Genomic DNA, 25,956 nt, shown 5'->3' with positions numbered 1-25,956 from the left:
CTCAGTCGAGCGCCGCCTGCATCGTCGCCTTGGCCACCGGCGCCGCCAGCCCGTTACCACTCACCTCGGAGCGGGCGGCGTCGGACTGCTCCACCATCACCGCCACGGCCACCTCCTTGCCGTTGGTGTCGGACTTCGCGTACGACGTGAACCAGGCATACGGCGTCTTGCTGTTGTTCTCGCCGTGCTGGGCCGTGCCCGTCTTGCCGCCCACCGTCGCGCCCGAGATCTGCGCGTTCGTCCCGGTGCCCTCCTCGACCACCGTCTCCATCGCCGACTGCAACTGCTCGGCCGTCGAGGAGCTGACGATCTCCTTCGTGTCCGCGTCGGAGTCATAGTCCTGCAGGACATCGCCGCCGCCATCGGTCACCTGCGACACCATGTGCGGCGACACCAGCTTGCCGCCGTTCGCAATGGCCGCCGACACCATGGCCATCTGCAACGGCGTCGCCGTGACATCGAACTGGCCGATACCGGTCAGCGCGGTCTGCGCGTCGTCCATGCCGGAGGGGTACACGCTGGCGTACGCGCGCACCGGCACGTCCTGCGTCTCGTCGTTGAAGCCGAACTTCTCGGCCATCGCCTTCACCTTGTCCTGGCCCAGGTCGTAGGCCATCTTCGCGAAGACGTTGTTGCACGAGTACTGCAGCGCCGTACGGATCGTGGCGTTCTCGCAGGGCGCGGAGGTGTTCTCGTTCCGCAGCACCGTCGACGTGCCGGGCAGCGTGTACGGGTCCGGGCTGACCGTCTTCTCGTCCACCGACGAGTACAGCCCGTCCTCCAGCGCGGCCGCCGCCACGACCAGCTTGAACGTCGACCCCGGCGGCAGCGGCTGGCGCAGCGCACGGTTGGTCAGCGGCTTGTCGGAGTCCTTCGTCAGCGTCTTCCAGGCGTCACCCGCGGTGTTCGCGTCGGTGAGCGAGGAGGGGTCGTACGACGGCGTCGACACGACCGCCAGGATCTGCCCGGTCGTCGGATCGATCGCGACCGCGGCGCCCTTCTTGTCGCCGAGCGCCTCGTACGCAGCCTTCTGCACAGCCGGGTCGATCGTCGTGACCACATTGCCCGGATCCGCCCGCTTGCCGGTGACCGTGTCCAGGGGCGTCTTCAGCTGGGTATCCGTGCCGTTGAGGACGTCCTGGTAAATGCCCTCCAGCTGGGTGGCCGAATAGGCCTGCGAGGCATAGCCCGTCACCGCGGCGTACAACTCGCCGTCGGTGTACGTGCGTTTGTACGCGAGGTCGCTGCCCTTCGTCCGTGCCGAGCCGGTGATCGAGTCACCGGCCACGATGATGTTCCCGAGCGGTGCCGCGTACGTCTCGATCGCGTTCCGCCGATTGTCGTTGTCGCCCGCGAGCGCCTGGCCCTCGTAGAACTGCACCCAGGTGGCCCTGACCAGCAGGGCCAGCACCATGAGCAGCGTGAAGACCGAAGCGCGCCTGATCGTCTTGTTCATCGCACCCGTCAGGACGAGCGGGCCGGGGCGAATCGTTCCCTTGCGTGGCTTTTCTCATCGGGTGTTCATGAAACCGGCCTCGTACGCCGCGATCACCGCCTGGGTACGGTCCCGGGTCCCGGTCTTCGCCAGGACGGCCGCGACATGCGACTTCACGGTGGCCTGACCGACCGCCATGCGCTCGGCGATCTCCGCGTTGGTCAGCCCGCACGCCATCAGCCGCAGTACCTCGCTCTCCCGGCCGGTGAGCCTCGCCACCCAGGGCGGCGGCGTCGGGTACGCGCGCGCGTGCTCGGCCGCGAGGGTGCGGACGGCCGCCGGGAACAGCAGGGTGTCGCTGCGCGCGATCAGCCGTACCGCCTGCACCAGGGCGTCGGCGTCGGCCCGCTTGAGCAGGAACCCGGCGGCTCCGGCGCGCAGGGCGTCGTACACATAGGAGTCGTTCTCGAAGGTGGTGACCACGATGATGCGGGGCGGTTCGGCGAGCGTGGCGAGGATCTGCTCGGTGGCGCGGATGCCGTCGATCTCCGGCATTCGGACGTCCATGAGGACGACGTCCGGGGCCTGCTCCCGTACGACGGACACCGCCTCCGCGCCGGTCGCCGCCTCGCCGACGACCGTCAGGTCCGGCTCGGCGGAGAGGATGGCGCGCAGGGCGGTGCGGACCATGCGCTCGTCGTCGGCGAGGACGATCCGGACGGGTGGGCGGGAGGTCATGCGGGTCCTTTCATCGGCGCTCGTCGGTGGCTCATCGGGGGCTTGTGGGTCCCTTTATGGGGAGGCGCACATGGAGGCGCCAGGTGCCCGCCTCGGCCCCCGCCGCCACCGTGCCGCCCAGCAGCCGGGCCCGGTCCGCGATGCCGCGCAGGCCGTGGCCGCCGCCGGGACGGCAGGGGGATGCGCTGGTGAGGGGGTTCTCCAGAGTGATCTCCAGGTGGCCGTCCGCAATCCCGATCCGCAAGGAAACCGTCACCTGGTCGCCCGCGTGCTTCAGGGCGTTGCTCAGCCCCTCCTGCACAATCCGGTACGCCTCCCGGGACAGCACCGGCGCCAGCGCCTCCGGGTCGGCGTCGACGGAGGCGGTGACGCGCAGTCCGCCGGCCTTGGTACGGCGCAGCAGACCGTCGAGATCGGCGACAAGCGTCGGCGCGGGCGCGGTGCCGGGCGCGTCGCCCTCCCGCAACACCCCGAGGACGGCGTCGAGTTCACCGACCGTCCGCCGGGTGGTGTCCTCGATCGCAGCGAGGGCCTCCCGGACGAACTCCGGGTCGCTGTCGAGGACTCGGCGGGCCGCACTCGCCTGGAGGGTGACCGCGCTCAGGGCGTGTCCGACGGAGTCGTGCAGCTCGCGTGCCAGCCGGTTGCGTACGGCGAGATCGGCGGCGCGCGCCTCGGCCGCCGCGAGCCGGTCCTCGGGGGTGGGGCCGAGCAGCGTCGGGGCCCAGCGGGCGAGCAGGGTGCCCGCGGCGGCCGCGCACGCGGCGAGGGCGACCAGAAAGGCCGCGCCCGCGAACGGCATCAGCGCCAGCACCCAGGGCCGGTCCCAGGCCGCGGGCAGTCCGAGCAGGCCGTCGCTGAACACGGCCACGACGGGCAGCGCGATCAGCACCCCGGCGAGCGGCGGCACCGCCAGCGACATCCCGGAGATGATCCCGCCGAACCCGAGATGGAGCGTGAACCAGGCAGCCGAGCGCCGCTTCGCCACCCGGCTCCGCGCGGGGGAGTAGGAGAGCCGCTCCGCGTCGACCCCGCACAGCGAGCGCACCGCACCCGCCTCCAGCGAGCGGGTCAGCGGGAACAGCGCGGCGGTGAGGGCGGCGAGGGGCAGCCCGACGGCGAACGACAGGAGCTGAGCGCGGATGTCGGCGAAGACATAGCGCGAGTCGAGGGCCGGTCCCACGATGATCTGGCCGACGAAGACATACGGCATGGCGAGCGCGCCGCCGAGGATCAGATGGATCCACCGTCGGCGCGTCCGCCGCCCGAAAAGGAACCGGGCGAACTCCCTCACACGCGGCGCCGGGGGAGGACGGCGGACCGCTCCATGAGGAAGTGGGCCCCTACGGCGGCCGCCAGGATGCCGGTGATCATCTGGCCAGCGTAGGCGAGGTTCATCAGGTGCGTGGGGCTGTCGTCGGTGACGATGAGGGAGGCCAGCGTCAGCCATGCTCCCCAGCAGGCGGCGGCGCCGGAGCCGACCCAGGTCAGGGCGAGCGGGACCTTGACGGGCAGTACCGGGGCGCGTCGGAAGGCGAGCAGCAGGGCGCCGCAGACGGACGCGAGGAGGAAGAGGGCGTCCAGGGCTCGCAGGACCTGGAAGTCGGTGGTGTGGCCCTCGTCGAGGCCGACGGTGGCACCGCAGGCCCACAGCAGATGCAGGGCGAGCGGGAACAGGGCCACCACGGCGGCCGCCACCGCGAGGGTGCGCTGGACAGGGCCGGCCGAGGCACGCGGCAGCTCCCACACCCGGCCCCGCCACAGATGACCCCAGCGGTCGCGGGCGTACAGCGCGAAGAGCGTCCCGAGCGCGAGCCCCTGCACGATAAAACCGCCGTACACGACCCCGAACACCCAGTCGTGGAGGAAGGGTTCGTCCCCGGTGTCGTCGGAGTTCACTGTGCCGCCGAACAGCTTCACCAGGAGCTGGAGCGGGAACCCGGTCATGATCGGCGAGAGCAGCCCGGTGGCGACCCAGACCGGTCCCGCCAGCAGCCAGGCCGGCACCCGCAGCCCCCAGGGCCGGGTCAGCACCAGCGCGAGCACGATCACGCAGGCGTCCATCAGCAGGGTGACGCCGTTGGCGACGGCCACGGCGGACCGGTGCTCCAGCAGGGAGCTGCCCTCGGGGATCCCGATCTCGCTCCCCGACAGCCAGGCGACCTTCAGCCCGAGATACGGCAGACAGGACACGACGGCGACGGTCCGCAGCAGCGCACGCGGACGGGAGGGGGCGAGAGCGCCACCGGGCTGGGCGAGGAGTGACTGCGTCATGCGTCCACGCTCTCGCGAGGGCGGCGCCGGGCACCTCCTGCACGGCGACGATCCTTCTCCGCCGGACGGGGGAGATCCCGCTCAGCCCTCCAGCGTCAGCACCAGCTCGTCGATCTCCTCGCCGCGCGCGTTCGCGAACCCCCTGTCGTGTCCGCCGACCCGGAAGCCGCACTTTTCCAGGACCCGCACCGACCCCGCGTTGTCCGCCGCCGCCCGGGCATGGAGCGGGCGCTCCGGCACCTCCGTGAGAAGGGCCCGCAGCGCGGCCGTAGCGATGCCGCGGCCCCAGTACGCCCGGTCGATCCAATACGTGACCTCGCGCTCGCCCGGCTCCCCGTACACCGCCGCGTGCCCCACCACGTCACCGTCCGCCAGGACCGTACGGTTGAGGACGCCGGCCGAGGACCGGATCCGCTTCCAGTGGGCGTCGAAGGCGTCCCGGTCGGCCGGATCCTTCGCGGTGAAGGCCGCCATGTGCAGCGCCTCCGGGTCGTTCATCTGCCGGAAGAAGACCGGCAGATCGCTGTCGTGGACCTCGCGCAGTGCGATGTGCATATCGGTCAGAGCCTCCGTGTCGCCAGTGTCAGTCGGTCCCGCGCGTCGAACAGCGCGTCCTTCACCATCTGTTCGTGAGCCGGGGTCAGGCGGGCCACCGGGACCGAGCAGCTGATCGCGTCGCGGGCCGGGGTGCGGTAGGGGATCGCGACGCCGAAGCAGCGCAGGCCCAGGGTGTTCTCCTCGCGGTCCACCGCGAAGCCCTGCTCGCGGACCTGGTGGAGCTCGTCGATGAGCTTCTCGCGGTCCGTGATCGTGTTCTCGGTCAGCGCCGGGAGCGTCTCGGGGAGCATCTTGCGGACCTGTTCGTCCGTGTACGTGCTCAGCAGCGCCTTGCCGAGGGACGTCGAGTGGGCGGGGAGCCGGCGGCCCACGCGCGTGAAGGGGCGCAGATAGTGCTGGGACTGTCGGGTGGCCAGGTAGACCACGTTCGTGCCGTCCAGACGCGCCAGGTGGATCGTCTCCGTCGTGTCGTCCGACAGCCGGTCCAGCGTCGGACGCGCCGCCGCGACCACCTCGTCGCCGTCGATGTACGACGTACCGACCAGCAGCGCCCGCACCCCGATGCCGTACCGCGTGCCCGTCGCGTCGGTCTCCACCCAGCCCAGTTCCACCAGCGTGCGCAGCAGCATGTACAGGCTGGACTTGGGATAGCCGACGGCCTCCTGGACCGCCGCGAGGGAGTGCATACCTGGGCGTCCGGCGAAGTATTCGAGCAGTTCAACCGTCCGTACCGCGGACTTGACCTGCGCCCCGCCCCCCGTCTCGCCAGCCGACATCGCCCTTGACCCCTTCGTTCGACGGGAAATACTCTCCAACAGTTCACCATGAGAGACAGCGTTCAGTATATCGAACAACCCTGGTGAATGACCCCGTACTGCGGCAATACATGTGTGGAGGGACCCGCGGTGGCAGCAGCACCAGTCTGGAGTGTCGACCCCCGAACCGGGAAGCAGCGCGAGCAGGTTGCGGTGGAGGCCACAGCCCAGGAGGTGGACGCCACCGTCCGCGCCGCGCAGGAGGCGCGCGGCGCCCTCACCGACCGGACGGTGCGCGCGGCCTTCCTGCGCACCGCGGCGGAGCGTCTCGAGGCCGCCAAGGACCAGCTCGTCGAGGCCGCCGACGCCGAGACCGCGCTCGGCCCCGTCCGGCTGACCGGTGAACTCGCCCGCACCTGCTACCAGTTGCGGGCCTTCGCGGGCATCGTCGACGAGGGCGCGTTCCTGGACGTCGTCATCAACCACCCCGACGACACCGCGACCCCGCCGATCCCCGACCTGCGCCGCTACAAGGTGCCGCTCGGCGTCGTCGCCGTCTACTCCGCCTCCAACTTCCCCTTCGCCTTCTCGGTCGCGGGCGGCGACACCGCGAGCGCGCTGGCCGCGGGCTGCCCGGTCGTCGTCAAGGCCCACCCGGACCACCCGGGTCTGTCCGAGCTGGTCGCCAAGGTCCTGCGTATGGCCGCCGCCGAGCACGGCATCCCCGAGGGCGTCGTCGGCCTGGTCCACGGCTTCGAGGCGGGCATCGAGCTGATCAGGCATCCGCTGGTCTCCGCGGCCGGCTTCACCGGTTCGGTACGCGGCGGGCGGGCCCTCTTCGACGCGGCTGCGGCGCGGCCGGCGCCGATCCCGTTCCACGGCGAGCTGGGATCGCTGAACCCGGTGCTCATCACGGAGGCCGCGGCCGCCGAGCGGGCGGAGGCCATCGGTACCGGGCTCGCGGGCTCGATGACCATGGGTGTCGGGCAGTTCTGTGTGAAGCCGGGTCTGGTACTGGCGCCCGCCGGGGCCTCCGGAGACCGGCTGCTGAAGTCCCTCACGGACGCGGTCAGTGACACCGACGCGGGCGTGCTGCTCGACCACCGGATGCGGGACAACTTCATCGCCGGCGTCGCCGAGCGCACGGAACTGCCCGAGGTGGAGTCGCCCGTGACGCCGGGGGCGGGCGGTGAGCACACCGTCAGCGCGGGCTTCCTGACCGTGCCGGCCGAGAAGCTGGCGGCGGAGGGCGCGCACGACCTGCTGCTGGAGGAGTGCTTCGGGCCCGTCACGGTCGTCGTGCGCTACGAGGACGAGGCCGAGGCGAAGGCGGTGCTGTCGCGGCTGCCCGGAAACCTCACGGCGACGGTTCATCTGTCGTCGGAGGAGGCGGCGGGCGAGGGACGCGGGCCCGAGCTGCTCGCGGAGCTGACGCCGCTCGCCGGACGCGTCCTGGTGAACGGCTGGCCGACCGGCGTCGCCGTGGCCCCGGCCCAGCACCACGGCGGTCCCTACCCGGCGACCACCTCCACGTCCACGTCCGTCGGCGGTACGGCCATCGAGCGGTGGCTGCGCCCGGTGGTGTACCAGGGTGCGCCCGAGGCGCTGCTGCCGCCGGAGCTGCGGGACGGCAACCCGCTCGGCCTGCCGCGCAGGTTCAACGGCGCGCTGGAGCGCTGAGCCGACGAGGCCCGGTCAGCCCGCGTTCGACTCCAGGCCCGCGTCCCGGGCCAGGAGTGCCGCCTGGACTCGGTTCTCGCAGTTCAGCTTGGTCAGGATGCGGCTGACGTACGTCTTCACCGTGGCCTCGCTCATGTGCAGACGGGCGCCCGCGTCCGCGTTGGACAGGCCCTCGCCCAGGAGGGCCAGTACGTCGCGTTCGCGTTCGGTCAGGCCGGCCAGGCGGCGGCGGGCCTCCTCGCCGCGCGCGGTCGTGGCGGGGGAGGCGAGGGTGTCCACGACATGCCGGGTGGCGGCCGGGGAGAGATAGGCGTTGCCGGCCGCCGCCGCACGGACCGCGTGGATCAGCTCCTGCGGCGCGGAGTCCTTCAGCAGGAAGCCCGCGCCGCCGTGGCCGAGCGCCCGCAGGACGTTGTCGCGCTCGCCGAACGTGGTCAGGATCAGCACACGTACCCCCGGCGCGGCCCTGCCCATCTCGGCCAGTGCGGTCAGCCCGTCCATCACCGGCATCTGGATGTCCAGCAGGGCGACGTCCACCGCGGTGCTCCGGGCGGTCTCCACCGCCTCCCGGCCGTCAGCAGCCTCGGCCACCACGTCGATGTCGTCGGCCGAGGTGAGGATCATCCTGATGCCGGCTCTGATGAGCGGCTCGTCGTCGGCGACGAGGACCCGGATCACGCGGCCTCCTGCGCGGTGTGGGTGTGATGAAGGGACGGCAAAGCCCCGCCATCATGCCCGATCCGGTCAGATGTGCGACCTCGTTGCCGCCGTTCAGATCTCGTCCTTGTAGGACTCCTTCGCGATCAGCTTCCCGTCGCGGAAGCAGAACCGGTAGACGATGTCGTCGTCGATGTCCAGGTAGTGATGGCACGTCGCGCCCTCGGGCAGCGGCGGGCCGTGCTTCTCCTGGCCGTCGGTGAGCAGGGAACTGCCCTCCGGCAGCTCGGCCTTCACGTCTTTCTCGGCGTCGCCGACCTTCGCCGACCTGTACACGCCGGCCGATATGGTGCCGCTCTCCACCTCGTCGAACAGCGCCGTCAGCCCCCAGGCCCCGAGGGCGAGAACGCCCCCGACGAGGACGACGGAGGTGACGACACAGCCGAGGGCGACCTTCTTCTTGCTGCTCATGATGGCGGCGAACTCCCCTTGTGGGTCGGAACGGTCGATGACCGCTCCACCGTCGCCCGCCGCGCCTTCGCCGATCTGCCCCCGAAAGTCGTCGTCCGAGGCGACGGAGGTCGTGCCTTCGGGGCGGGGCACGGGCTCGCCGTCGCCGTAGGGCAGCACACCCGCGAGGCGGAAACCGCCTTCGGGGGTCGGCCCCGTGTGCACCATGCCGCCGACCAGCCGGGCCCTCTCCCGCAGGCCCGCCAGGCCCTGGCCGCCGCTCACCGCGGGCGGGCCCGAGGGTGCTGAGGCGGGCACGGGCCCGTTGGCCACCTCGACCACCAGGCTGTCCGGTTCATAGCGCAGCGCCACGGTGATCGGGGCGCCCGGCGCGTGCTTGTGCGCGTTGGTCAGGCCCTCCTGGGCGATGCGGTACGCCGCGTGGTCGGCGGCGGGCGCGAGGGGCCGCACGGTGCCGGAGCGGTGCAGCTCCACGGTCGCGCCCGCGGTCCGCGACGACTCGACGAGGCCGTCGACAGCGGCCGCCACGCGGGCCGTCAGAGGCTCGGCGTCGGCCGAGTCCGGCCGCTGCCCGGCGGGCGCTCCGGCGTCGTCCCGCAGGATGCCCACCGCCTCGCGCAGCTCCTGCATCGCGGTCCGGGAGGCCTCCCGGAGGATGCCCACCCCTTCCCGATGCCGGTCGCCCAGCTCCGGGTCCACCTCCAGCGCCCCGGCGTGCACGGCGATCAGGGCGAGCTGGTGGCCGAGGCTGTCGTGCATGTCCTGGGCTATGCGCTGCCGTTCGAGTAGGCGGGCCTGGTGCGCCACCATCGCCTGCTCGCGCACCAGTTGGGCGTTGTGCCGGCGCAGGGTGTCGAGCAGCCGGTGGCGCTGGGCGCGGTAACGGGAGGCGAGACCCGGCACGACCGCCAGCGTCAGGAACGAGCCCGTGGCCAGCGCGGCCGTCACGAGCAGCGACAGCCCGCCCCTCCTTGTCGGAGGCCATCCAGGCGGAGAAGACGTTGTGGAGCACGAGCCCGGCGGCGTACGCGGCCAGCGCCCGCCCGGGGCGCATGATGCGGCTGCCCGCCGACCAGCTCGCGCAGATCAGCAGCAGTGCCGAGCCGGTCATCGCCCCCGCCATGGCCGACGCGACGAGCAGCACCGTTGCCGGCAGCGAGCGGCGGGCCGGCGACAGTACGGCGACGGCCAGGGCCACGGCAACGCCCCGCGCTCCGAATACGGCCTCGCCGTCGGCGAGGCCCGCCGCCCCGGCGAGCACGAGGGCGAGTACGACCTCCCCGACGATCCGCTTACGGGGCCACGGGGAGGCGGCGACGAGCCGGGAGCGGAGCGGCCGGTCGGTACGGGGTATCAGTGCTGCGTCCACGCGCAGACGATAGACAGCCGCCCCCGGCCTCCCGCATCCGCCCTTCGGCGCACCCGCGAACGACGAAAGTGAACACCCGGTCCCCGCCGCAACCGTCATCTTTGGTCGCTGCGGACGACGACTTACGGAGACTGCCCCGGGCCGGGACGCGCGGTGAGGATGGATCCGCCGGAGAACGGGGCCGGCGGCAGAGAACACCGGCGCGGGGAGCGGAACAGTGGACAGTGCGCGACAGCAGGAGAACGACCGGTTCACCATCCGGCAGAAGACCACCTTCATGATCAACCGGTACGTCGTGACCGAGACGCTGCCGGACGGCTCCGACGGCAGGGTCCTCGCCTTCGCCGAGCAGAAGCGGATGACGCTCCGGGAACAGATGACCTTCTACACCGACGAGTCCAAGGGCCAGATCCTGTTCACCGCCAAGGCCCGCCAGATCCTCGACGTCGGCGCCCAATACGACGTGCGGGACGCGATGGACAACCCCGTCGGCTCGTTCCGCAAGAAGTTCGGTGCCTCCCTGCTGCGCTCGACGTGGGAGCTGGACCAGCCGGGCTCGGTCGCGGCCGTCGGGCGGGAGCGCAACCCGCTCGTGGCCGTGCTGCGCCGGGCCTGGGAGCTGCTGCCGCTCGACGTCGTGCCGTTCGTGTGGCCGTACCACTTCGACTTCACGTCGGGCGGCAAGCCGGTGCTGAGGGTCGACAAGAAGATCGGCCTGCGCGACCGCTACCTGGTCGATGTGGCCTCCCCCGATCTCGACCTGCGCCTCGCCATAGCCCAGGCCGTGGCCCTGGACGCCCTCCAGTCCCGCTGACCGGGACCCCCGGCATGCTCTCCGGATGGGCCGGGCCCCGACAGGACCGTTTCGTGCCGCCCACCGGTGAGGCCTTGGACCCCGCCTCCGACGACGCCAACTCCTTCACCGTGGAGGGCAGTTCGGTCTGACTGCGGGTGAGCCGGACCGGGCGGGCCTTCGCCTTCCACGCCTCCCGGAAGGGCGAGCGCTGAATCTTCGTCCGGCTGTTCACGCTGGGCGGGGAGAAGGCGGCGGACGCCGCCCTCGTCGGGTTCATGACGCAGTCGCCGATGGGGGAGGGGTGCGTCGTGACGTACGACCACGTGGAGTTCAGGCCGAACCGGCCGAAGGACCTGCGAGACGGAAGCTGAGCAGCCCCGTCACCGTGAGCAGGGCCGCGCTGACGATCACGCTCATCCGCATCCCCGCCACGAAACCGTCGGAGATCAGCGCCCCGAACACGGCGATGCCCAGCGCCCCCGCCATCTGCCGCGCCGCGTTGAGCAAGCCGGCCGCAAGGCCCGCCCGCTCGGCGGGCACGGCGTCCATCATCGCCGCGGTCAGTGGCGGCACCGTCAGCGCGCAGCCCAGCGCCATCGGGACGAGCAGCAGGGCCACCAGGACCGCAGGCGTGCCCGTGTCGACGTACAGCGTCATGAGCAGTCCTACGACGGCCAGGCCCTGGCCCACCAGCATGGGCAGCCGGGGGCCTTGGCGGCTCGCGAGCTTGCCCGCCACCACGTTCGTCACCGCGATCAGGCCCGTCATCGGCAGGAACATCAGCCCGGCCTGGAGTGCGGAACGGCCCTGCACCTGCTGGAAGAAGAGCGAGAAGACGAACACCATGCTGTAGAAGGCCACGCTGACCGCCGCTCCCGCGGCCACCGTCACCGCGACGGTCCGGTTGCGGAAGAGGCCGAGCGGGACGACCGGGTGCGGCTGACGTGCCTCGATCCGGACGAACGCCACCGCGGCCACCGCGGCCACCGCCAGCGCCGCCCAGCCCTGCGTGCCGCCCTCGATCACCGCGAACGTCAGCGCCGTGAGAGCCACCACCGCCGTCACCTGGCCGGGCAGGTCCATCGGTGCCGGACGGCGCTGTGAGCGCGGGGCCCGCACCAGCAGCGCCAGGATCAGTGCACCGATCGGAAGGTTGACGAAGAAGATCCCACGCCAGTCCCAGGCCGTCGTCAGCACGCCGCCCGCCACCGGACCCAGCGCCACCGCCGCCGAACCGCCCGCCGCCCACACGGCCACCGCCCGGGCCCGCCGCGCCGGATCGGCGTACGCCTGCCGCACCAGCGCCAGCGAGGCCGGCAGCACGACCGCCGCCGCCACGCCCTGCACCACTCGCGCTCCGATCAGCGCGGGCAGATTCGGCGCCAGGCCGCAGGCCGCCGAGGCGAGCGTGAAGACCGAGGCGCCGAGCGCGTACGCCCGGGTGGCGCCCGCACGGTCCGAGAACGCCCCGGTCGACAGCATCAGCGCGGCGAAGGCCAGCGTGTAGGCGTCAACCACCCACTGAAGGCCGGACATCCCGCCGCCGAGGGAGGAACCGATCGCGGGCAGCGCCACGTTGACGATGGACGCGTCGAGGCAGACCAGCGCGAAGCCGAGGAGCCCGGCGGTGAGGGTGAGGGCGGCTGGGGACTTCCTGGGCCACAACTCGCCCTGTGCGGCGGCGAGTTCATCGCCCTTGAGGGTCTGGTTCGTTGGCATGCCCTCCATGCTGCGGATCTGCGCCGTCGTACAGTAGTGGCCGGAATGCCATGCACCCGGAGGTTCTGGCCATGCCGCAGTCGCGCGCCCCGCACCGCATCGTCGTCGTCGCGCCCTCGCCCGTGTCGATGTTCAACCTCGCCATCCCGGAGATGCTGTTCGGCAAGGTCGAGGTCGACGGACGGCCCGGCTACGAGGTGGTCATCTGCGCGGCCGAGCCGGGGCCGGTGCCCACCAGCGGCGGGCTCGACCTGTATGTACGGCACGGACTCGACGCCGTACGGGAGGCGGACACCGTGCTCGTCGCCGGCACCGGGGAGCCCTTCGAACCCGAGGCGCGGATCGTGACCGCCGTGCGCGAGGCGGCCGCCGACGGCAAGCGGATCGCGTCCCTGTGCACCGGCGCCTTCCAGCTCGCCGAGGCGGGCCTGCTGCACGGGCGCCGGGCCACCACGTACTGGGCACACGCCGAGGAACTGCGCCGCCGGTACCCGCACGTCGACCTCCGCGGAGACGTTCTCTATGTGCAGGACGGCCCGTACGTCACCTCGTCCGGCTACGCCGCCGGCATCGACCTGTGCCTGCACGTCATCCGCACCGACTACGGCGCCGCCGTCGCCAACGAGGTCGCCCGCCGTGCCCTCGTCGCACCGGTACGGCCCGGCGGCCAGACCCAGTTCACCCAGACCCCGCTGCCGCCCGAGCGCGGCAACGCCTGCGGCGACACCCGCGGCTGGGCCATGCGCAACCTCGACAAGCCGCTCACCCTCACCGACCTGGCCCGCCACGCCGGGGTCAGCGTCCGCACCCTCACCCGACGCTTCCACGCCGAGAGCGGGGTGAGCCCGCTCCAGTGGCTGCTCCACCAGCGCATCGAGCGCGCCAAGGAACTGCTGGAGGCCACCGCCCTGCCCATGGACCAGGTGGCCCGCGCCTGCGGCCTGGGCACGGCCGACTCGCTGCGGGGGCATCTGGTGCGCCGTACGGGACTGACGCCGAGTGCCTATCGGGCGCAGTTCAGCCGGCTCGGAACCGGGGCGTCCGAAGAGACGTCCTCCGCTGCGTGATCAGCGTCAGAGAAACCGTGACCCGGGTGATCCGTACCGTCCTGCCCGCGGAGGCCGAGACGGTCGCCGCCCTGCACGCGCGCGCCCGGGCGACGTACTACCGGGACGGCATCCCGGACGACGGCACCGACTGGTCCGCCGCCTGGCGCACCGCCGTCGAGCGGCCCGACGGGCATGTGCTGTGCGTCGTCGAGGAGGGCACGATCGTCGGTCTCGCGTCCTTCCGTACACCCGAGGGCGCCCCCGCCGAAACGGTCAAGCTGTTCCAGTTCCACGTCGACCCCGACCACTGGGGCCGTGGCGTGGGTACGGCCCTGCACGCGGCCTGTGTGGAGGAGTGGCGGGCCGACGGCAAGCGCACGGCCGTGCTCGACGTGCACGTGGACAACCGGCGTGCCCAGACCTTCTACGCGGGCCGGGGCTGGCGTCCGGACCCGGAGAACCCGCCCGCCGAGGGCGACCACCATCTCTTCCTGCGCTTCTCCGTCACCGGGGAGGGAACCGGTGTGACCGGGGAATGATCCCGGCAGCTTGAACGTTCACCTATCTCGGCGGAGGGAGTCTCCGTATCCGTATCGAGCTGGAGCCGAGAAACATGCGCGTCGAGATCTGGAGCGACATCGCCTGCCCCTGGTGCTACGTGGGCAAGGCCCGCTTCGAGAAGGCGCTCGCGGCCTTCCCGCACCACGACGCGGTCGAGGTCGTGCACCGCTCCTTCGAGCTGGACCCCAATCGCCCCAAGGACGACACGGGCCCGGTCATCCCGATGCTGGCCAAGAAGTACGGCATGAGCGAGGCGCAGGCCCAGGCCGCCGAGGACAACCTCGGTGCCCAGGCCGCCGCCGAGGGCCTCGCCTACCGCACGCAGGGCCGTGACCACGGCAGCACCTTCGACATGCACCGCCTGCTGCACTTCGCCAAGGAGCACGGCCGCCAGGGCGAACTGATCCAGGCGCTGTACGAGGCGAACTTCGCCGAGGAGACCTCCGTCTTCGGCGACGACGAGCGGCTCGTGAAGCTGGCCGTCGCCGCCGGACTCGACGCGGACGGCGCCCGCAAGGTGCTCGCCGACCCCACCGCCTACGCCGACGACGTCCGCGCCGACGAGCGCGAGGCCGCCCAGCTCGGCGCCAACGGTGTGCCCTTCTTCGTCATCGACCGCAAGTACGGCGTCTCCGGCGCCCAGCCCGCCGAGATCTTCACCCAGGCCCTCACCCAGGCCTGGGGCGAGCGCTCCCCGCTGACCCTGATCGACCAGAGCGAGGCCGAGGCTTGCGGCCCCGACGGCTGCGCGGTGCCGCAGCAGGGCTGAAAGCCGCAGGTCGGGGCCGATATATAAGGGCTGCTTAGCGAAACCACGTAAAAATTCGCAATGGACGGGGAGTTCCAGGGGTCGCAGAGTGGTCCCATGGAGACCTTCGAGAGCCTCGTCCGTGCCGAGTTCGCCCCGGAGCACACCTACCTCAACACCGCGAGCAACGGCCTCCTGCCGGCCCGCACCGTCGCCGCCGTACAGGAGGCCGTGCGGATGCGGGCCGAAGGGCGGCCGATCGGCTCCCTCTACGAAGGCGTGGAACGCGTCCGCGCCGCCTTCGCGCGACTGGTCGGGGTGCCGGTCGAGCGGGTCGCGACGGGGGCCTCCGTCGCCGAGTACGGCGGACTGATCGCCGCCTCGCTGCCCGCCGGAGCCGAAGTCCTCACCGCCGAGGCCGACTTCGCCTCCCTGGTCAACCCCTTCCATATGCGCGGCGACCTCAAGGTGCGGGTCGTCCCGTTGGAGCGGATCGCCGAGTCCGTCCGGCCGGGCACCGCGCTCGTCGCGGTCAGCGCCGTGCAGTCCGCCGACGGTCGGCTCGCCGATCTGCCCGCGCTGCGCGAGGCGGCCCGCGCGCACGGGGCACGGACGTACATCGACGCCTCCCAGGCGGCGGGCTGGCTGCCCTTGGAGGCCGGTTCCTACGACTTCCTCGCCGCCGTCGGCTTCAAGTGGCTCATGGGCCCGCACGGCAACGCCTTCTTCGTCACCCCCGAGGACTTCGGCGGTCTCACCCCGCTGCTCGCCGGCTGGGTCGCGGGCGAACTCCCCTGGGAGAGCTGCTACGGCCCGGTCGAGGAACTCGCCCACTCCGCAAGGCGGTTCGACGTCAGCCCCTCCCTCTTCACATACGCCGGCCTGAACGCCTCCCTCTCCCTCATCGACGAACTCGGCGTCGACGCCGTCCACGCCCATGACACAGCCCTCGCCGACCGCTTCCGCGCGGGCCTCACCGACCTCGGCCACACCCCGATCCCGTCCCCCGGCTCGGCGATCGTCTCCGTCCCGCAACTCGGCCACCGCCAGCCCGAGTTGAGCGAGGCCGGCATCGAGGTCTCCAACCGCGCCGGCAACTTGCGCGCCGCCTTCCACCTCTACAACACCACCGCCGATGTCGACCGGCTGCTGAACGCCCTCTCCGCCTGAACCACTGGCGCGGGCCCGGCCGGGACGCTAGGAAGGGCACGTGGAGTCCACGGGCGAGACGTCGCCGGCGCCGGCCGCCGACGCGGAGTTGCACCGGCGGCTGGTGTACGGCGACGAGTCCGCGCTGGCCGAGGTGTACACGGCGTACGGACCTCTGGTGCGCCGGATCGCGGTACGGGTCACCCGCGCCCCGGCCGCCGCCGAGGACGTGGCGCAGGAGGTCTTCGCCCACCTGTGGAGCAGGCCGTACGCCTTCGACGCGCGCCGCGGCTCGCTGCGCACCTGGCTGTCCATGCTGGCCCACCGGCGGGCCGTGGACTGGGTGCGCGGCGAGGCCCGGCACCGCAAACACGCCCACGCCGACGACTCGGCGCTGCACACCATCCCGGAGCCGGGTCCCGGCCCCGACGAGACCGTGGTCGACCGGGAGCGCTCCCTGCTGCTGCACACCGCGCTCGCCGAACTCCCGCAGCCCCAACGCGAGGTCGTACACCTCGCCTACTTCGCGGGCCGCACCTACCGCCAGGCCGCCGTGGAACTGGGCATCCCCGAGGGCACGGCCAAGACCAGACTGCGCACCGCCCTGCGCACCCTGGCCGAAACGCTGGCCGACCCACCGGACCCCGCGCTGGAAAGAGGCGCATGATGGCGGTAGGGGCATCGGCTCCACGGGAAGGAGGCGTCCGGTGACCGAGCACGACGACGTACGCGATCTGCTGGCCGCCTGGGCCTTCGGCGCCCTGGACCCGGCCGACGCCGAACGGGTCCCGCCGCACCTCGCCGGATGCGAGAGCTGCGCGGCGGAAGCGGAGCGGCTGCGCGAGACGGTACGGCTGCTCGACGGGCCGCCCATGGGCGGACTGCCCGCCCGGCCCGCCGCCGGTCTCCCGCCGGCCCTGCTCGCCCGGCGCCCGGCCGCACCCCGTACCGCCGTGCACGCCGCGCCCTACGCCGCCGCCGTCCAGGGCCTGCGCGCGCTGCTGCCCGAGGCGGACGGCCGCTGGGGCACACCGGTGGTGCACGACTGGGACGTGCACGCCACGGTCGCCCATCTGCTGGCCGCCGACGAGGCGCTGGCCGGGCGGCTCGGCATCGCCGCGCGGGTCCCGGCGACCGTGCTTCCGCAGGACATGCGCTGGGAGGACGCCTGGAACCGGCGTACCGCCGATGTCATCGCCCACGAGCACGGCCGTACGCCCGAGGAGACGGTGGCCGACTGGGCGGCGCAGGCCGACGCGCTGCTCGCCACGCCCGAGGCGCGCGACGTCGAACTCGCCGCGCGGGCCGAGCTGTTGATGGGGATCCGGCTGCCGGTCGCCGATCATTTCGTGGTGCGCGGCTTCGAGGCGTGGATCCACACCGACGACATCGGCCGCGCTCTCGGCCTGGTGGTCCCGCCGCCGGCCGAGGAGCACCTGGAGCAGCTGGTGCGGCTCGCGGTCCGCATCCTGGGCCTCGCCCTCGGCCCCGACGCGGCGCCGGTGCTGTTCTCGGTCAGCGGCGGCGCGCAGTGGGTGCTGGGCTCCGGGGACGAGCCCGTGGAGGCCGAACTCGCCCTGGATCCCGTCGACTTCTGCCTCCTCGTCGGCGGACGGTGCACGCCCGAGGAGGTACCGAGGGGTGCCACGGGCGACGCGGCCGCCGTACGGAACGTACTGGAGACGGCCGCGTCGCTGGCGTGGCTGTGAGAGCAGTGCGGGCTACTTCACCGGGGTGAAGTCCCTGGCGCCGATGAACTCAGGACGCCGTACCGGCGCCGAGAACGGCTCAACCGCCTTGTTCTCCACGCTGTTGAACACGATGAAGACATTGCTGCGCGGGAAGGGCGTGATGTTGTCGCCCGAGCCGTGCATGCAGTTGCAGTCGAACCAGGTCGCCGAACCGGCCCGGCCGGTGAACAGCCGGATGCCGTGCCGGGTGGCCAGCGCGGTCAGCGCCTCGTCCGAGGGCGTGCCCGCGTCCTGCATCTGCAGGGACTTCTTGTAGTTGTCCTTCGGCGTGGCCCCCGCACAGCCGAGGAACGTCTTGTGCGACCCCGGCATGATCATGAGGCCGCCGTTGGTGTCGTAGTTCTCGGTCAGCGCGATCGAGACGGACACGGTCCGCATGTTCGGCAGCCCGTCCTCGGCATGCCAGGTCTCGAAGTCCGAGTGCCAGTAGAAGCCGCTGGCCCCGAACCCGGGCTTGACGTTGATCCGGGACTGGTGGACGTACACGTCCGAGCCGAGCAGTTGCCGGGCCCGCCGGACGACCCGCTCGTCCCGCACCAGCGCGGCGAACACCTCGCTGATCCGGTGCACCTCGAAGACCGAGCGGATCTCCTTGGACTGCGGCTCGACGATCGAGCGTTCGTCGGCGCGGATCTCCGGGTCGGTGACCAGCCGCTCCAGCTCCTGCCGGTAGACGGCGACCTCGTCGTCGGTGATGAGCTGCTCGACGGGGAGGAATCCGTCGCGCTCGTACGCCTGGAGGTCCGGGACCGAGACCGGTCCCGGCGCGCCGGGCGGGGACCAGACGACCGGGTCACGGCGCGGCGTCGTCACCTCGGTGGCGCCTCGGCTCGGGTAGAGATCGGTGATCGTGCTCATGATTCAGCCCTCCTCCGTCAGCAGGGGATAGACGCCGTTCTCGTCGTGGTCCTCCCGGCCGGTCACCGGCGGGTTGAAGACACACAGGCAGCGGAAGTCCTCCTTGACCCGCAGCGTGTGCCTCTCGTGGCCGTCCAGGAGGTACATGGTCCCGGGCGTGATCGTGTGGGTGAGCCCGGACTCGTGATCGGTCAGTTCGGCCTCGCCCTCGACGCAGACGACCGCCTCGATGTGGTTCGCGTACCACATCGACGTCTCCGTACCCGCGTACAGGATCGTCTCGTGCAGCGAGAACCCGACCCGCTCCTTGGCGAGGACGATGCGTTTGCTCTCCCAGGTGCCGGACGCGGCCTTCACATGCCGGTCGGTGCCTTCGATGTCCTTGAACGAACGGACGATCACGTGCTGAACAGCTCCTTCTTCTCTGTCGATTCAGACGGTTTCGCGGACGGCACGGGCGAGGACGCTCAGGCCCTCGTCGAGCTCCTCGGGGGTGACGGTGAGGGCGGGCAGCAGCTTGACGACCTCGCTCTCGGGGCCGGACGGCTCGATGAGCAGCCCGAGTTCGAAGGCGCGCCGCGCGACCCGCTCGGCACGGGCCTTCTCGTGGAACTCCAGGCCCCACACGAGCCCGCGGCCGCGGTACTCCTTGACGTCGGCGAGGTTCTCCTCGCAGATCGCGATGAGTGCCTGCTCGACCTGCTCACCGCGGGCCCGGGTCTGCTTCTCCATTGCCGAGCCGTCGGCCCAGTACGTCTCCAGGGCGGCGGTGGCGGTGACGAAGGCGGGGTTGTTGCCGCGGAAGGTGCCGTTGTGCTCGCCCGGCTCCCAGATGTCGAGCTCGGGCTTGAACAGGCAGAGCGCCATGGGCAGTCCGTAGCCGCTGATGGACTTGGACACGGTGACGATGTCGGGCGTGATCCCGGCCTCCTCGAACGAGAAGAAGGCGCCTGTCCGCCCGCACCCCATCTGGATGTCGTCGACGATGAGCAGCATGTCCTGCCGCTCGCACAGCTCGGCGAGCGCGCGCAGCCACTCGGGGCGCGCGACGTTGATGCCGCCCTCGCCCTGCACGGTCTCCACGATCACCGCGGCCGGCTTGTTGAGCCCGGAGCCCTGGTCCTCCAGGAGCCGCTCGAACCACAGGAAGTCCGGGACCTGGCCGTCGAAGTAGTTGTCGAACGGCATGGGCGTGCCGTGCACCAGCGGGATCCCGGCGCCGGCCCGCTTGAAGGCGTTGCCGGTGACGGCGAGCGAGCCCAGGGACATCCCGTGGAAGGCATTGGTGAACGACACGATGGCCTCGCGCCCCTTCACCTTCCGCGCGAGCTTCAGCGCGGACTCCACGGCGTTCGTCCCCGTAGGCCCCGGGAACATGACCTTGTACGGCAGATCACGCGGCCGCAGCACCAGGTCCTGGAAGGTCTGCAGGAAGGCCCGCTTGGCACTGGTCGACATATCGAGCCCGTGCGTGACGCCGTCCCGCTCCAGGTAGTCGATCAACGCCCGTTTCAGCACAGGGTTGTTGTGCCCGTAGTTCAGTGATCCGGCGCCGGCGAAGAAGTCCAGGTACTCGTGGCCGTCCTCGTCGTACATACGGCTGCCACGCGCACGGTCGAAGACGGTGGGCCAGCCTCGGCAGTAGCTGCGCACCTCGGACTCCAGGGTCTGGAAGACGCTGAGGTCGGGCTGGGTGATGGTCACGACGAATCGCTCCTCGATGCGTGGGGGAGGTCAGTGAGGGAGGGGACCGATGCGGTAAAGGACTTCGGGGTCGTGCGGCCCGTCGGGGAACAGGCCCGTCTCGAACAGCACCTCGCGCTCCATCGCGGCGCCGTGCCGTTCGGCGAAGGAGGCGAACAGCCGCTCGGAGGCGGTGTTGCCGGGTGTGATGGTGGTCTCGACGCGGGTGACGCCGTACTCGCCGCCGACCCGGGCGGCGAGCCCGTCGAGCAGGGCGGCGGCGATCCCGCGCCCGCGGTACGCGTCGTCCACCGCCACCTGCCAGACGAGCAGGGTGTGCGGACGGTCCGGCCGTACATAGCCGGTGACGAAGCCGACCGGCTCCCCGTGCTCGTCGCGCGCGACCGCCGAGGTGCCGGCGAAGTCGCGGCACCACAGCAGATAGCTGTAGGACGAGTTCAGGTCGAGGGCCTTGGAGTCCTTGGCGATCCGCCACAGCGCGGCGCCGTCGGCCACCACTGGCCGGTCGATTTGCAGGTCTGCTTGTGCGGCAGTCATGCGAATTGAACTTACCGAGGGAAATTCAAAAATGCATGGAGGTGGGGGGTTCCGTGGCCGGGCCCGATATGTTATCCGCGCGAGGGGTGAAGTGCCCTGTTTGCCCCGGGTATAGGGTGCAAAACGGGCGTGATGTGTAACGCGTCACAGCCATGTAATCTGCACGAGACCTGTCCGAATTACTCCGCTTGGCGTTCGCGAAATCTTTGCGTTTAGGTCGATGAAAAGCGGGCAGAAGAGAACGGGAAGCTGCCCCCTAAAAGCAATTCGGAATTACGCTGAATTCAGGTCCCGGTAACTCCGTCGATGCGCTCACGCAGGATTCGACAGTCCCGACTCCGCCAGCGCCGCCCCCAACGCTGCCAGACACCGCCGTACCGTCTCCGGCGTCGCATCCGCCCCGTAGTGATTCACCCGGATCATCTCCTTGGCCAGCGGACCCCCACCCGCCGCCAGCGGCAATGAGGGATCGCAGGACAGCGCCCGGGTCACCAGTTCCACTGCCACCACGCCCGGCGGGGTGCGGAGCGTCGTCGCGACCGGGGCCGCCTCCCTCGCCTCGTACACATACGGCTCCAGGCCTCCGCCCAGCGCCACCGCCCCCTCCCGCGTCGCCGCCGCAGCCGACGCATGCCGGGACATCACCGCGTCCAGGCCCTCCACCTCGATCCGCTCCACGCACGCGTCCAGCGCCAGCATCTCCAGCTGCGCCGGAGCGTGCAGCAGCGCGCGGCGGCCGCCGTCGATCCAGCGTTCCTTCCAGTCCAGCAAGGACAGGTACGAGCGGCGCGGGGCCTGAGCGTTTGCCGCCATGCGCGTCCACGCCCGCTCGCTCACCGACACCGCCGACACACCCGCCGGACCGCCCATCGCCTTCTGCGCCCCGACAACGCACAGGTCGACACCCCACGCGTCCGGCAGCACCGGCTCCGCGCCGATCGACGCCACCGCGTCCAGGTAGAAGAGCGCCCCGTGCGCGCGCACAACGGAACCGATCTCCGCCACCGGGTTCGTGTTGCCCGTCGCCGCCTCCGCGTGCACCAGGGAGACGAAGTCGATCTCCGGGTGCTCGGCGAAGGCCTCGGAGATCTGCGCCGCCGTGACCGCCGTGTGGAAGGGGACCGCCAGGTCGATCACCTTCGCGCCACAGTCCCGCAGCCAGTCGCCGAAGGTCTGGCCGTAGGGGCCGGTGATCACATTCAGGGCCGTCGTACCAGGGCCCGCCACCGAACGGATCGCACCCTCCAGCGGCAGCAGCGCCTCGCCCTGCATGATCACGACGTCCCGCCGGGTGTCCAGCAGCCGTGCCACCCGGTCCTCGATCGAGGCGAACTGCGCTGCGCTCAGCGGGGCGAGGTCCAGGAAGGGGTGGGTCACGGCGGTGCTCTCTTCTCGGTCATGGGGTCGACGGAGTCGAGCCTAGTCGGCGCGGTCTCACCCCCTTACTCCCGACTTCTTAGGCCGAACGCCTCGACAGCCATGGGTTTGGTTTGAGCTGCTCAAACTTCTCCTTATAATCGGAACGCACAGTTCCCGTACAGGAGGCTCCCCCCGTGAAGACGACCTTCGGGCGCCGGACCCGCATTCTGGCCGCAACCACCGCGACGGCCGGGCTGGTGCTCGTGGCCGGCTGTTCCTCGGACGACGACGGCGGCAGCGGCAGCAAGACCGCCGCCGGTGGCGTTGAGCTCGTCAAGGCGGGCCAGCTCACCACCTGCACCCACCTGCCCTACCCGCCCTTCCAGTCGGAGATCGACGGCGAGGTGCAGGGCTTCGACGTCTCGCTCATCGACCTGGTCGCGGAGGACCTGGGCGTGAAGCAGGCCATCGTCGACCAGCCCTTCGAGAACTTCAAGACCGGCGGATCCCTCAACGCCGGCCAGTGCGACCTCGCCGCCGCCGGTATGACCATCACCGAGGAGCGCAAGAAGAACGTCGACTTCTCGGACCCGTACTTCGAGGCCACCCAGGCCGTCCTCGCCACCAAGGACAGCGGCATCACGTCCTTCGCCGACCTCAAGGGCAAGAAGGTCGGCGCCCAGGCGCAGACCACCGGCGAGGACTACGCCAAGGGCCAGGGCCTCGACCCGGTCTCCTTCGAGTCCTCCGACGCCGTCCTCAACGGTCTGCGCACCGGTCAGGTCGAGGCCGTCGTCATCGACTACCCGGTCGTCCAGGGCTGGTTGAAGGACAAGGCCAACGCCGACGCCTTCACGGTCGCCGAGCAGATCAACACCGGTGAGCAGTACGGCTTCACGGTGAAGAAGGGCAACACCAAGCTCCTCAACGCCATCAACAACGCGCTGGCCGACGCCAAGGGCGACGGCACGTACAAGGAGATCTACGAGAAGTGGATCGGCCCGTACGAGGAGTCCGCCGCCTCGCCGAGCGCGTCCGCCTCCTGACCCCATGGCCGATACAGACGTACAACTCCAGCCGAAGAAAAAGGGCCTGACCCGGCGTCAGAAGCGCAAGCTGTCCCGCGGTATCCAGTACGTGGTCTTCGCCGCGGCCGTGATCGCCTTCGCGGTCGCGGCCGACTGGGACCGGCTGCAGAACCAGTTCGCGCAGGCCGACATCGCCGAGCAGATGTTCCCGGACATCATCACGCTGGCGCTGAAGAACACCGTGCTGTACACCGTGTCCGGCTTTGTCTTCGGACTGGTCCTCGGCATGGTGATCGCGCTGATGCGGCTGTCGTCCGTGGGCCCGTACCGCTGGCTCGCCGGCATCTACATCGAGATCTTCCGCGGTCTGCCCGCCCTGCTGATCTTCATCTTCGTGGGCGTGGCCGTACCGCTGGCCTTCCCCGGCACGGAGATCCCGGGCGGCACCTACGGCAAGGTCGCGCTCGCGCTCGGTCTGGTCTCCGCCGCGTACATGGCGGAGACGATCCGCGCGGGCATTCAGGCGGTGCCCAAGGGGCAGATGGAGGCCGCCCGCTCGCTGGGCTTCTCCCCGGCCCGTGCGATGGTCTCGATCATCATCCCGCAGGCGTTCCGGATCATCCTTCCGCCGCTGACCAACGAACTCGTCCTGCTCTTCAAGGACTCCTCGCTGGTGCTGTTCCTCGGTGTCACCCTGGAGGAGCGCGAGCTGTCCAAGTACGGCCGTGACCTGGCCAGCACGACCGCCAACTCCACGCCGATCCTCGTCGCGGGCCTGTGCTACCTGCTGGTCACGATCCCGCTCGGCTTCGTCGTGCGCCGCATGGAGACGAAGGCTCAGGAGGCCATCAGGTGAGTCGTCCCGAGATCCACGTCAAGGACCTGCACAAGTCCTTCGGCGACAACGAGGTCCTCAAGGGCATCGACCTGGAGATCCAGCGCGGCGAGGTCGTGTGTGTCATCGGCCCCTCCGGCTCCGGCAAGTCGACGCTGCTGCGGTGCGTGAACCTCCTCGAAGAGCCCTCCAAGGGCCAGGTCTTCGTCGGCGGTACGGAACTCACCGACCCGGACGTCGACATCGACGCCGTACGCCGTCGTATCGGCATGGTCTTCCAGCAGTTCAACCTCTTCCCGCATCTGACCGTGACCGAGAACCTCACGCTGCCGCAGCGCCGGGTCCTCAGGCGCGGCAAGGCCGAGGCCGCGAAGGTGGCCGCGGAGAACCTGGAGCGGGTGGGCCTCGCGGAGAAGGCGGACGCCTATCCGTCCTCCCTCTCCGGCGGTCAGCAGCAGCGTGTGGCCATCGCCCGTTCGCTGGCCATGGGCCCCGAGGTGATGCTCTTCGACGAGCCGACCTCGGCCCTGGACCCGGAGCTGGTCGGTGATGTCCTCGCGGTCATGCGCATGCTGGCGAACGAGGGCATGACGATGATGGTCGTCACCCATGAGATGACCTTCGCCCGCGAGGTCGCCGACCGGGTCGTCTTCATGGACGGCGGAGTGATCGTCGAGGACGGCATCCCGGACCAGGTCATCGGCAGCCCCCGCCACGAACGCACCCGCCACTTCCTCTCCCGCCTGCTGGACCCGGCGATGGCCGAGGTGGAGGAGGAGACCTCGGACCAGGTGGGCGGCGGCACCTGACTAAGGTGCAGTGCATGAGCGGTGTGCTGCAGGTGAGGGGCCGGATCCTGGTCGGGCCCGATGACATCCGGGACGAGCTGTGGGTCGTCGACGGCAGGATCTCCTACGACCGTCCCGTCGGCGCCCGTGATGTCCGTACCGTCGACGGCTGGGCACTGCCCGGCCTCGTCGACGCGCACTGCCATGTCGGCCTCGGGCCGCACGGCCCCGTCGACCAGGACATCGCGGAGAAGCAGGCGCTGACCGACCGCGAGGCCGGCGCCCTGCTGATCCGCGACGCCGGTTCCCCGTCGGACACCCGCTGGATCGACGACCGCGAGGACCTTCCGAAGATCGTCCGGGCGGGCCGTCACATCGCCCGCACCCGCCGCTACATCCGCGGCTACGCCCACGAGATCGAGCCGGACGACCTCGTCGCCTACGTCGCCCAGGAGGCCCGCCGCGGCGACGGCTGGGTGAAGCTGGTCGGCGACTGGATCGACCGCGACCTCGGCGACCTCGCCCCCCTCTGGCCGCGGGAGGCGGTCGAGGCGGCCATCGCGGAGGCCCATCGCCTGGGCGCCCGGGTCACCGCGCACTGCTTCGCCGAGAACTCCCTCCAGGACCTGGTGGAGGCGGGCATCGACTGCATCGAGCACGCCACGGGCCTGACCGAGGACCTGATCCCGCTGTTCGCCGAGCGCGGTGTCGCCATCGTGCCGACGCTGGTCAACATCGCGACCTTCCCCAAGCTCGCCGAGGGCGGCGAGAGCAAGTTCCCGCGCTGGTCGGCCCATATGCGCAGGCTCCACGAACGCCGCTACGACACCGTCCGGAATGCCTACGACGCCGGTATCCCGGTCTTCGTCGGCACCGACGCCGGCGGCACCCTGCCGCACGGTCTGGTCGCCGCGGAGGTCGAGGAACTGGTCGCTGCGGGCATTCCCCCCAAGGAGGCGCTCTCGGCGACGACTTGGGGCGCACGGCGCTGGCTCGGACGCCCCGGTCTCGACGAGGGCGCGCCGGCGGACCTGGTGGTGTACGAGACGGACCCGAGGGCCGATGTACGGGTGCTGGCCGCGCCGCGGCGGATCGTGCTGAACGGCCGCGTCGTGAGTTGACCGGGTGACTGTGGAG

General features: G+C 71.0%; 25 protein-coding genes and 2 pseudogenes. 13 read left to right on the top strand and 14 right to left on the bottom strand.

What is annotated here, in order from left to right; genetic code table 11:
* Position 1: 1 nt before the first annotated feature.
* The 6 genes from OHT76_RS10345 to OHT76_RS10320 all read right to left on the bottom strand — a co-directional run bounded on the left by OHT76_RS10345 (position 2) and on the right by OHT76_RS10320 (position 5,781).
* Positions 2–1,456, bottom strand: coding sequence for a peptidoglycan D,D-transpeptidase FtsI family protein (locus OHT76_RS10345; protein ID WP_328870474.1), 1,455 nt, complete (start codon positions 1,454–1,456; stop codon positions 2–4).
* A gap of 54 nt (positions 1,457–1,510) precedes the next feature.
* Positions 1,511–2,173 carry a response regulator transcription factor gene (locus OHT76_RS10340; protein ID WP_328870473.1) on the bottom strand — a complete coding sequence of 221 codons (663 nt, stop codon included), beginning with the start codon at positions 2,171–2,173 and terminating at the stop codon, positions 1,511–1,513.
* 31 nt (positions 2,174–2,204) lie between these two features.
* Positions 2,205–3,467 carry a sensor histidine kinase gene (locus OHT76_RS10335; protein WP_328870472.1) on the bottom strand — a complete coding sequence of 421 codons (1,263 nt, stop codon included), beginning with the start codon at positions 3,465–3,467 and terminating at the stop codon, positions 2,205–2,207.
* Positions 3,464–4,447 (bottom strand): hypothetical protein, encoded by a 984-nt coding sequence (locus OHT76_RS10330; RefSeq protein ID WP_328870471.1) that lies wholly within the window; start codon positions 4,445–4,447, stop codon positions 3,464–3,466. Before OHT76_RS10330 ends, OHT76_RS10335 begins: the two co-directional genes overlap by 4 nt.
* 81 nt (positions 4,448–4,528) lie before the next feature.
* A complete protein-coding gene (locus tag OHT76_RS10325) occupies positions 4,529–5,002 on the bottom strand; it encodes a GNAT family N-acetyltransferase (protein WP_328870470.1) in 474 nt (157 codons plus the stop codon).
* 5 nt (positions 5,003–5,007) lie between these two features.
* Positions 5,008–5,781, bottom strand: coding sequence for an IclR family transcriptional regulator (locus OHT76_RS10320; protein ID WP_328870469.1), 774 nt, complete (start codon positions 5,779–5,781; stop codon positions 5,008–5,010).
* Positions 5,782–5,910: 129 nt separating this feature from the next.
* On the opposite strand from OHT76_RS10320, the gene OHT76_RS10315 reads away from it, so the two are divergent.
* Entirely contained in the window at positions 5,911–7,440 is a 1,530-nt protein-coding gene (locus OHT76_RS10315) for an aldehyde dehydrogenase (NADP(+)) (RefSeq protein ID WP_328870468.1), read from the top strand.
* A 15-nt stretch (positions 7,441–7,455) separates the two neighbouring features.
* Here the strand turns inward: OHT76_RS10315 and OHT76_RS10310 are convergent, their stop codons facing one another.
* Positions 7,456–8,118, bottom strand: a complete 663-nt coding sequence (locus tag OHT76_RS10310; RefSeq protein WP_328870467.1) for a response regulator transcription factor — start codon at positions 8,116–8,118, stop codon at positions 7,456–7,458.
* A gap of 93 nt (positions 8,119–8,211) precedes the next feature.
* A pseudogene (locus OHT76_RS10305) lies at positions 8,212–9,937 on the bottom strand (sensor histidine kinase).
* A 217-nt stretch (positions 9,938–10,154) separates the two neighbouring features.
* Here OHT76_RS10305 and OHT76_RS10295 point away from each other — a divergent pair.
* Complete coding sequence (locus OHT76_RS10295; protein WP_328870464.1) at positions 10,155–10,751, top strand: hypothetical protein; 597 nt, start codon at positions 10,155–10,157, stop codon at positions 10,749–10,751.
* A pseudogene (locus tag OHT76_RS10290) lies at positions 10,748–11,104 on the top strand (DUF1349 domain-containing protein). Before OHT76_RS10295 ends, OHT76_RS10290 begins: the two are co-directional and overlap by 4 nt.
* On the opposite strand, the gene OHT76_RS10285 reads toward OHT76_RS10290, so the two are convergent.
* Entirely contained in the window at positions 11,064–12,452 is a 1,389-nt protein-coding gene (locus tag OHT76_RS10285; protein WP_328870463.1) for an MFS transporter, read from the bottom strand. The pseudogene OHT76_RS10290 and the gene OHT76_RS10285 sit on opposite strands and share 41 nt — an antisense overlap.
* A 71-nt stretch (positions 12,453–12,523) precedes the next feature.
* On the opposite strand from OHT76_RS10285, the gene OHT76_RS10280 reads away from it, so the two are divergent.
* From OHT76_RS10280 to OHT76_RS10255, 6 genes are all read left to right on the top strand, one after another.
* Positions 12,524–13,519, top strand: a complete 996-nt coding sequence (locus tag OHT76_RS10280) for a GlxA family transcriptional regulator (RefSeq protein WP_328870462.1) — start codon at positions 12,524–12,526, stop codon at positions 13,517–13,519.
* Between the two features lie 26 nt (positions 13,520–13,545).
* Positions 13,546–14,040: a GNAT family N-acetyltransferase gene (locus tag OHT76_RS10275; protein WP_328870461.1), complete on the top strand. Its 495-nt coding sequence runs from the start codon at positions 13,546–13,548 to the stop codon at positions 14,038–14,040.
* Between the two features lie 74 nt (positions 14,041–14,114).
* Positions 14,115–14,831 carry a DsbA family oxidoreductase gene (locus tag OHT76_RS10270; RefSeq protein ID WP_328870460.1) on the top strand — a complete coding sequence of 239 codons (717 nt, stop codon included), beginning with the start codon at positions 14,115–14,117 and terminating at the stop codon, positions 14,829–14,831.
* 96 nt (positions 14,832–14,927) lie between these two features.
* The gene (locus tag OHT76_RS10265) at positions 14,928–15,980 is read left to right on the top strand and encodes an aminotransferase class V-fold PLP-dependent enzyme (RefSeq protein WP_328870459.1); all 1,053 of its coding nucleotides are present in this window, start codon (positions 14,928–14,930) and stop codon (positions 15,978–15,980) included.
* Positions 15,981–16,020: 40 nt separating this feature from the next.
* Complete coding sequence (locus OHT76_RS10260; RefSeq protein WP_328870458.1) at positions 16,021–16,626, top strand: RNA polymerase sigma factor; 606 nt, start codon at positions 16,021–16,023, stop codon at positions 16,624–16,626.
* Between the two features lie 40 nt (positions 16,627–16,666).
* Positions 16,667–17,668 (top strand): maleylpyruvate isomerase family mycothiol-dependent enzyme, encoded by a 1,002-nt coding sequence (locus tag OHT76_RS10255; RefSeq protein WP_328870457.1) that lies wholly within the window; start codon positions 16,667–16,669, stop codon positions 17,666–17,668.
* A 12-nt stretch (positions 17,669–17,680) separates the two neighbouring features.
* Here the strand turns inward: OHT76_RS10255 and thpD are convergent, their stop codons facing one another.
* The 5 genes from thpD to OHT76_RS10230 form a co-directional block, all read right to left on the bottom strand.
* The gene (gene thpD / locus OHT76_RS10250) at positions 17,681–18,568 is read right to left on the bottom strand and encodes an ectoine hydroxylase (protein WP_328870456.1); all 888 of its coding nucleotides are present in this window, start codon (positions 18,566–18,568) and stop codon (positions 17,681–17,683) included.
* Between the two features lie 3 nt (positions 18,569–18,571).
* On the bottom strand, positions 18,572–18,970 hold the full coding sequence (locus OHT76_RS10245; RefSeq protein ID WP_328870455.1) for an ectoine synthase: 399 nt from the start codon (positions 18,968–18,970) through the stop codon (positions 18,572–18,574).
* Positions 18,971–19,000: 30 nt separating this feature from the next.
* Positions 19,001–20,272: a diaminobutyrate--2-oxoglutarate transaminase gene (gene ectB / locus OHT76_RS10240; protein WP_328870454.1), complete on the bottom strand. Its 1,272-nt coding sequence runs from the start codon at positions 20,270–20,272 to the stop codon at positions 19,001–19,003.
* A gap of 30 nt (positions 20,273–20,302) precedes the next feature.
* On the bottom strand, positions 20,303–20,809 hold the full coding sequence (gene ectA, locus OHT76_RS10235) for a diaminobutyrate acetyltransferase (RefSeq protein ID WP_328870453.1): 507 nt from the start codon (positions 20,807–20,809) through the stop codon (positions 20,303–20,305).
* Positions 20,810–21,121: 312 nt separating this feature from the next.
* Entirely contained in the window at positions 21,122–22,186 is a 1,065-nt protein-coding gene (locus OHT76_RS10230; protein WP_328870452.1) for a pyridoxal-phosphate-dependent aminotransferase family protein, read from the bottom strand.
* 176 nt (positions 22,187–22,362) lie between these two features.
* Here OHT76_RS10230 and OHT76_RS10225 point away from each other — a divergent pair, with 176 nt between their 5' ends.
* The 4 genes from OHT76_RS10225 to OHT76_RS10210 are packed head-to-tail and all read left to right on the top strand — an operon-like array spanning position 22,363 to position 25,940.
* A complete protein-coding gene (locus tag OHT76_RS10225) occupies positions 22,363–23,214 on the top strand; it encodes a transporter substrate-binding domain-containing protein (RefSeq protein ID WP_328870451.1) in 852 nt (283 codons plus the stop codon).
* A 4-nt stretch (positions 23,215–23,218) separates the two neighbouring features.
* Positions 23,219–24,052: an amino acid ABC transporter permease gene (locus OHT76_RS10220; protein ID WP_328870450.1), complete on the top strand. Its 834-nt coding sequence runs from the start codon at positions 23,219–23,221 to the stop codon at positions 24,050–24,052.
* A complete protein-coding gene (locus tag OHT76_RS10215; protein ID WP_328870449.1) occupies positions 24,049–24,840 on the top strand; it encodes an amino acid ABC transporter ATP-binding protein in 792 nt (263 codons plus the stop codon). The genes OHT76_RS10220 and OHT76_RS10215 overlap by 4 nt, the downstream gene beginning before the upstream one ends.
* A gap of 14 nt (positions 24,841–24,854) precedes the next feature.
* Positions 24,855–25,940 carry an amidohydrolase family protein gene (locus OHT76_RS10210; protein ID WP_328870448.1) on the top strand — a complete coding sequence of 362 codons (1,086 nt, stop codon included), beginning with the start codon at positions 24,855–24,857 and terminating at the stop codon, positions 25,938–25,940.
* Positions 25,941–25,956: the final 16 nt, after the last annotated feature.

The sequence above is a fragment of the Streptomyces sp. NBC_00287 genome, assembly GCF_036173105.1.
Taxonomy (GTDB): domain Bacteria; phylum Actinomycetota; class Actinomycetes; order Streptomycetales; family Streptomycetaceae; genus Streptomyces.
The sequence above is the reverse complement of the archived record's forward strand: the minus strand, read 5'-3'. Positions and strand labels throughout refer to the sequence as shown.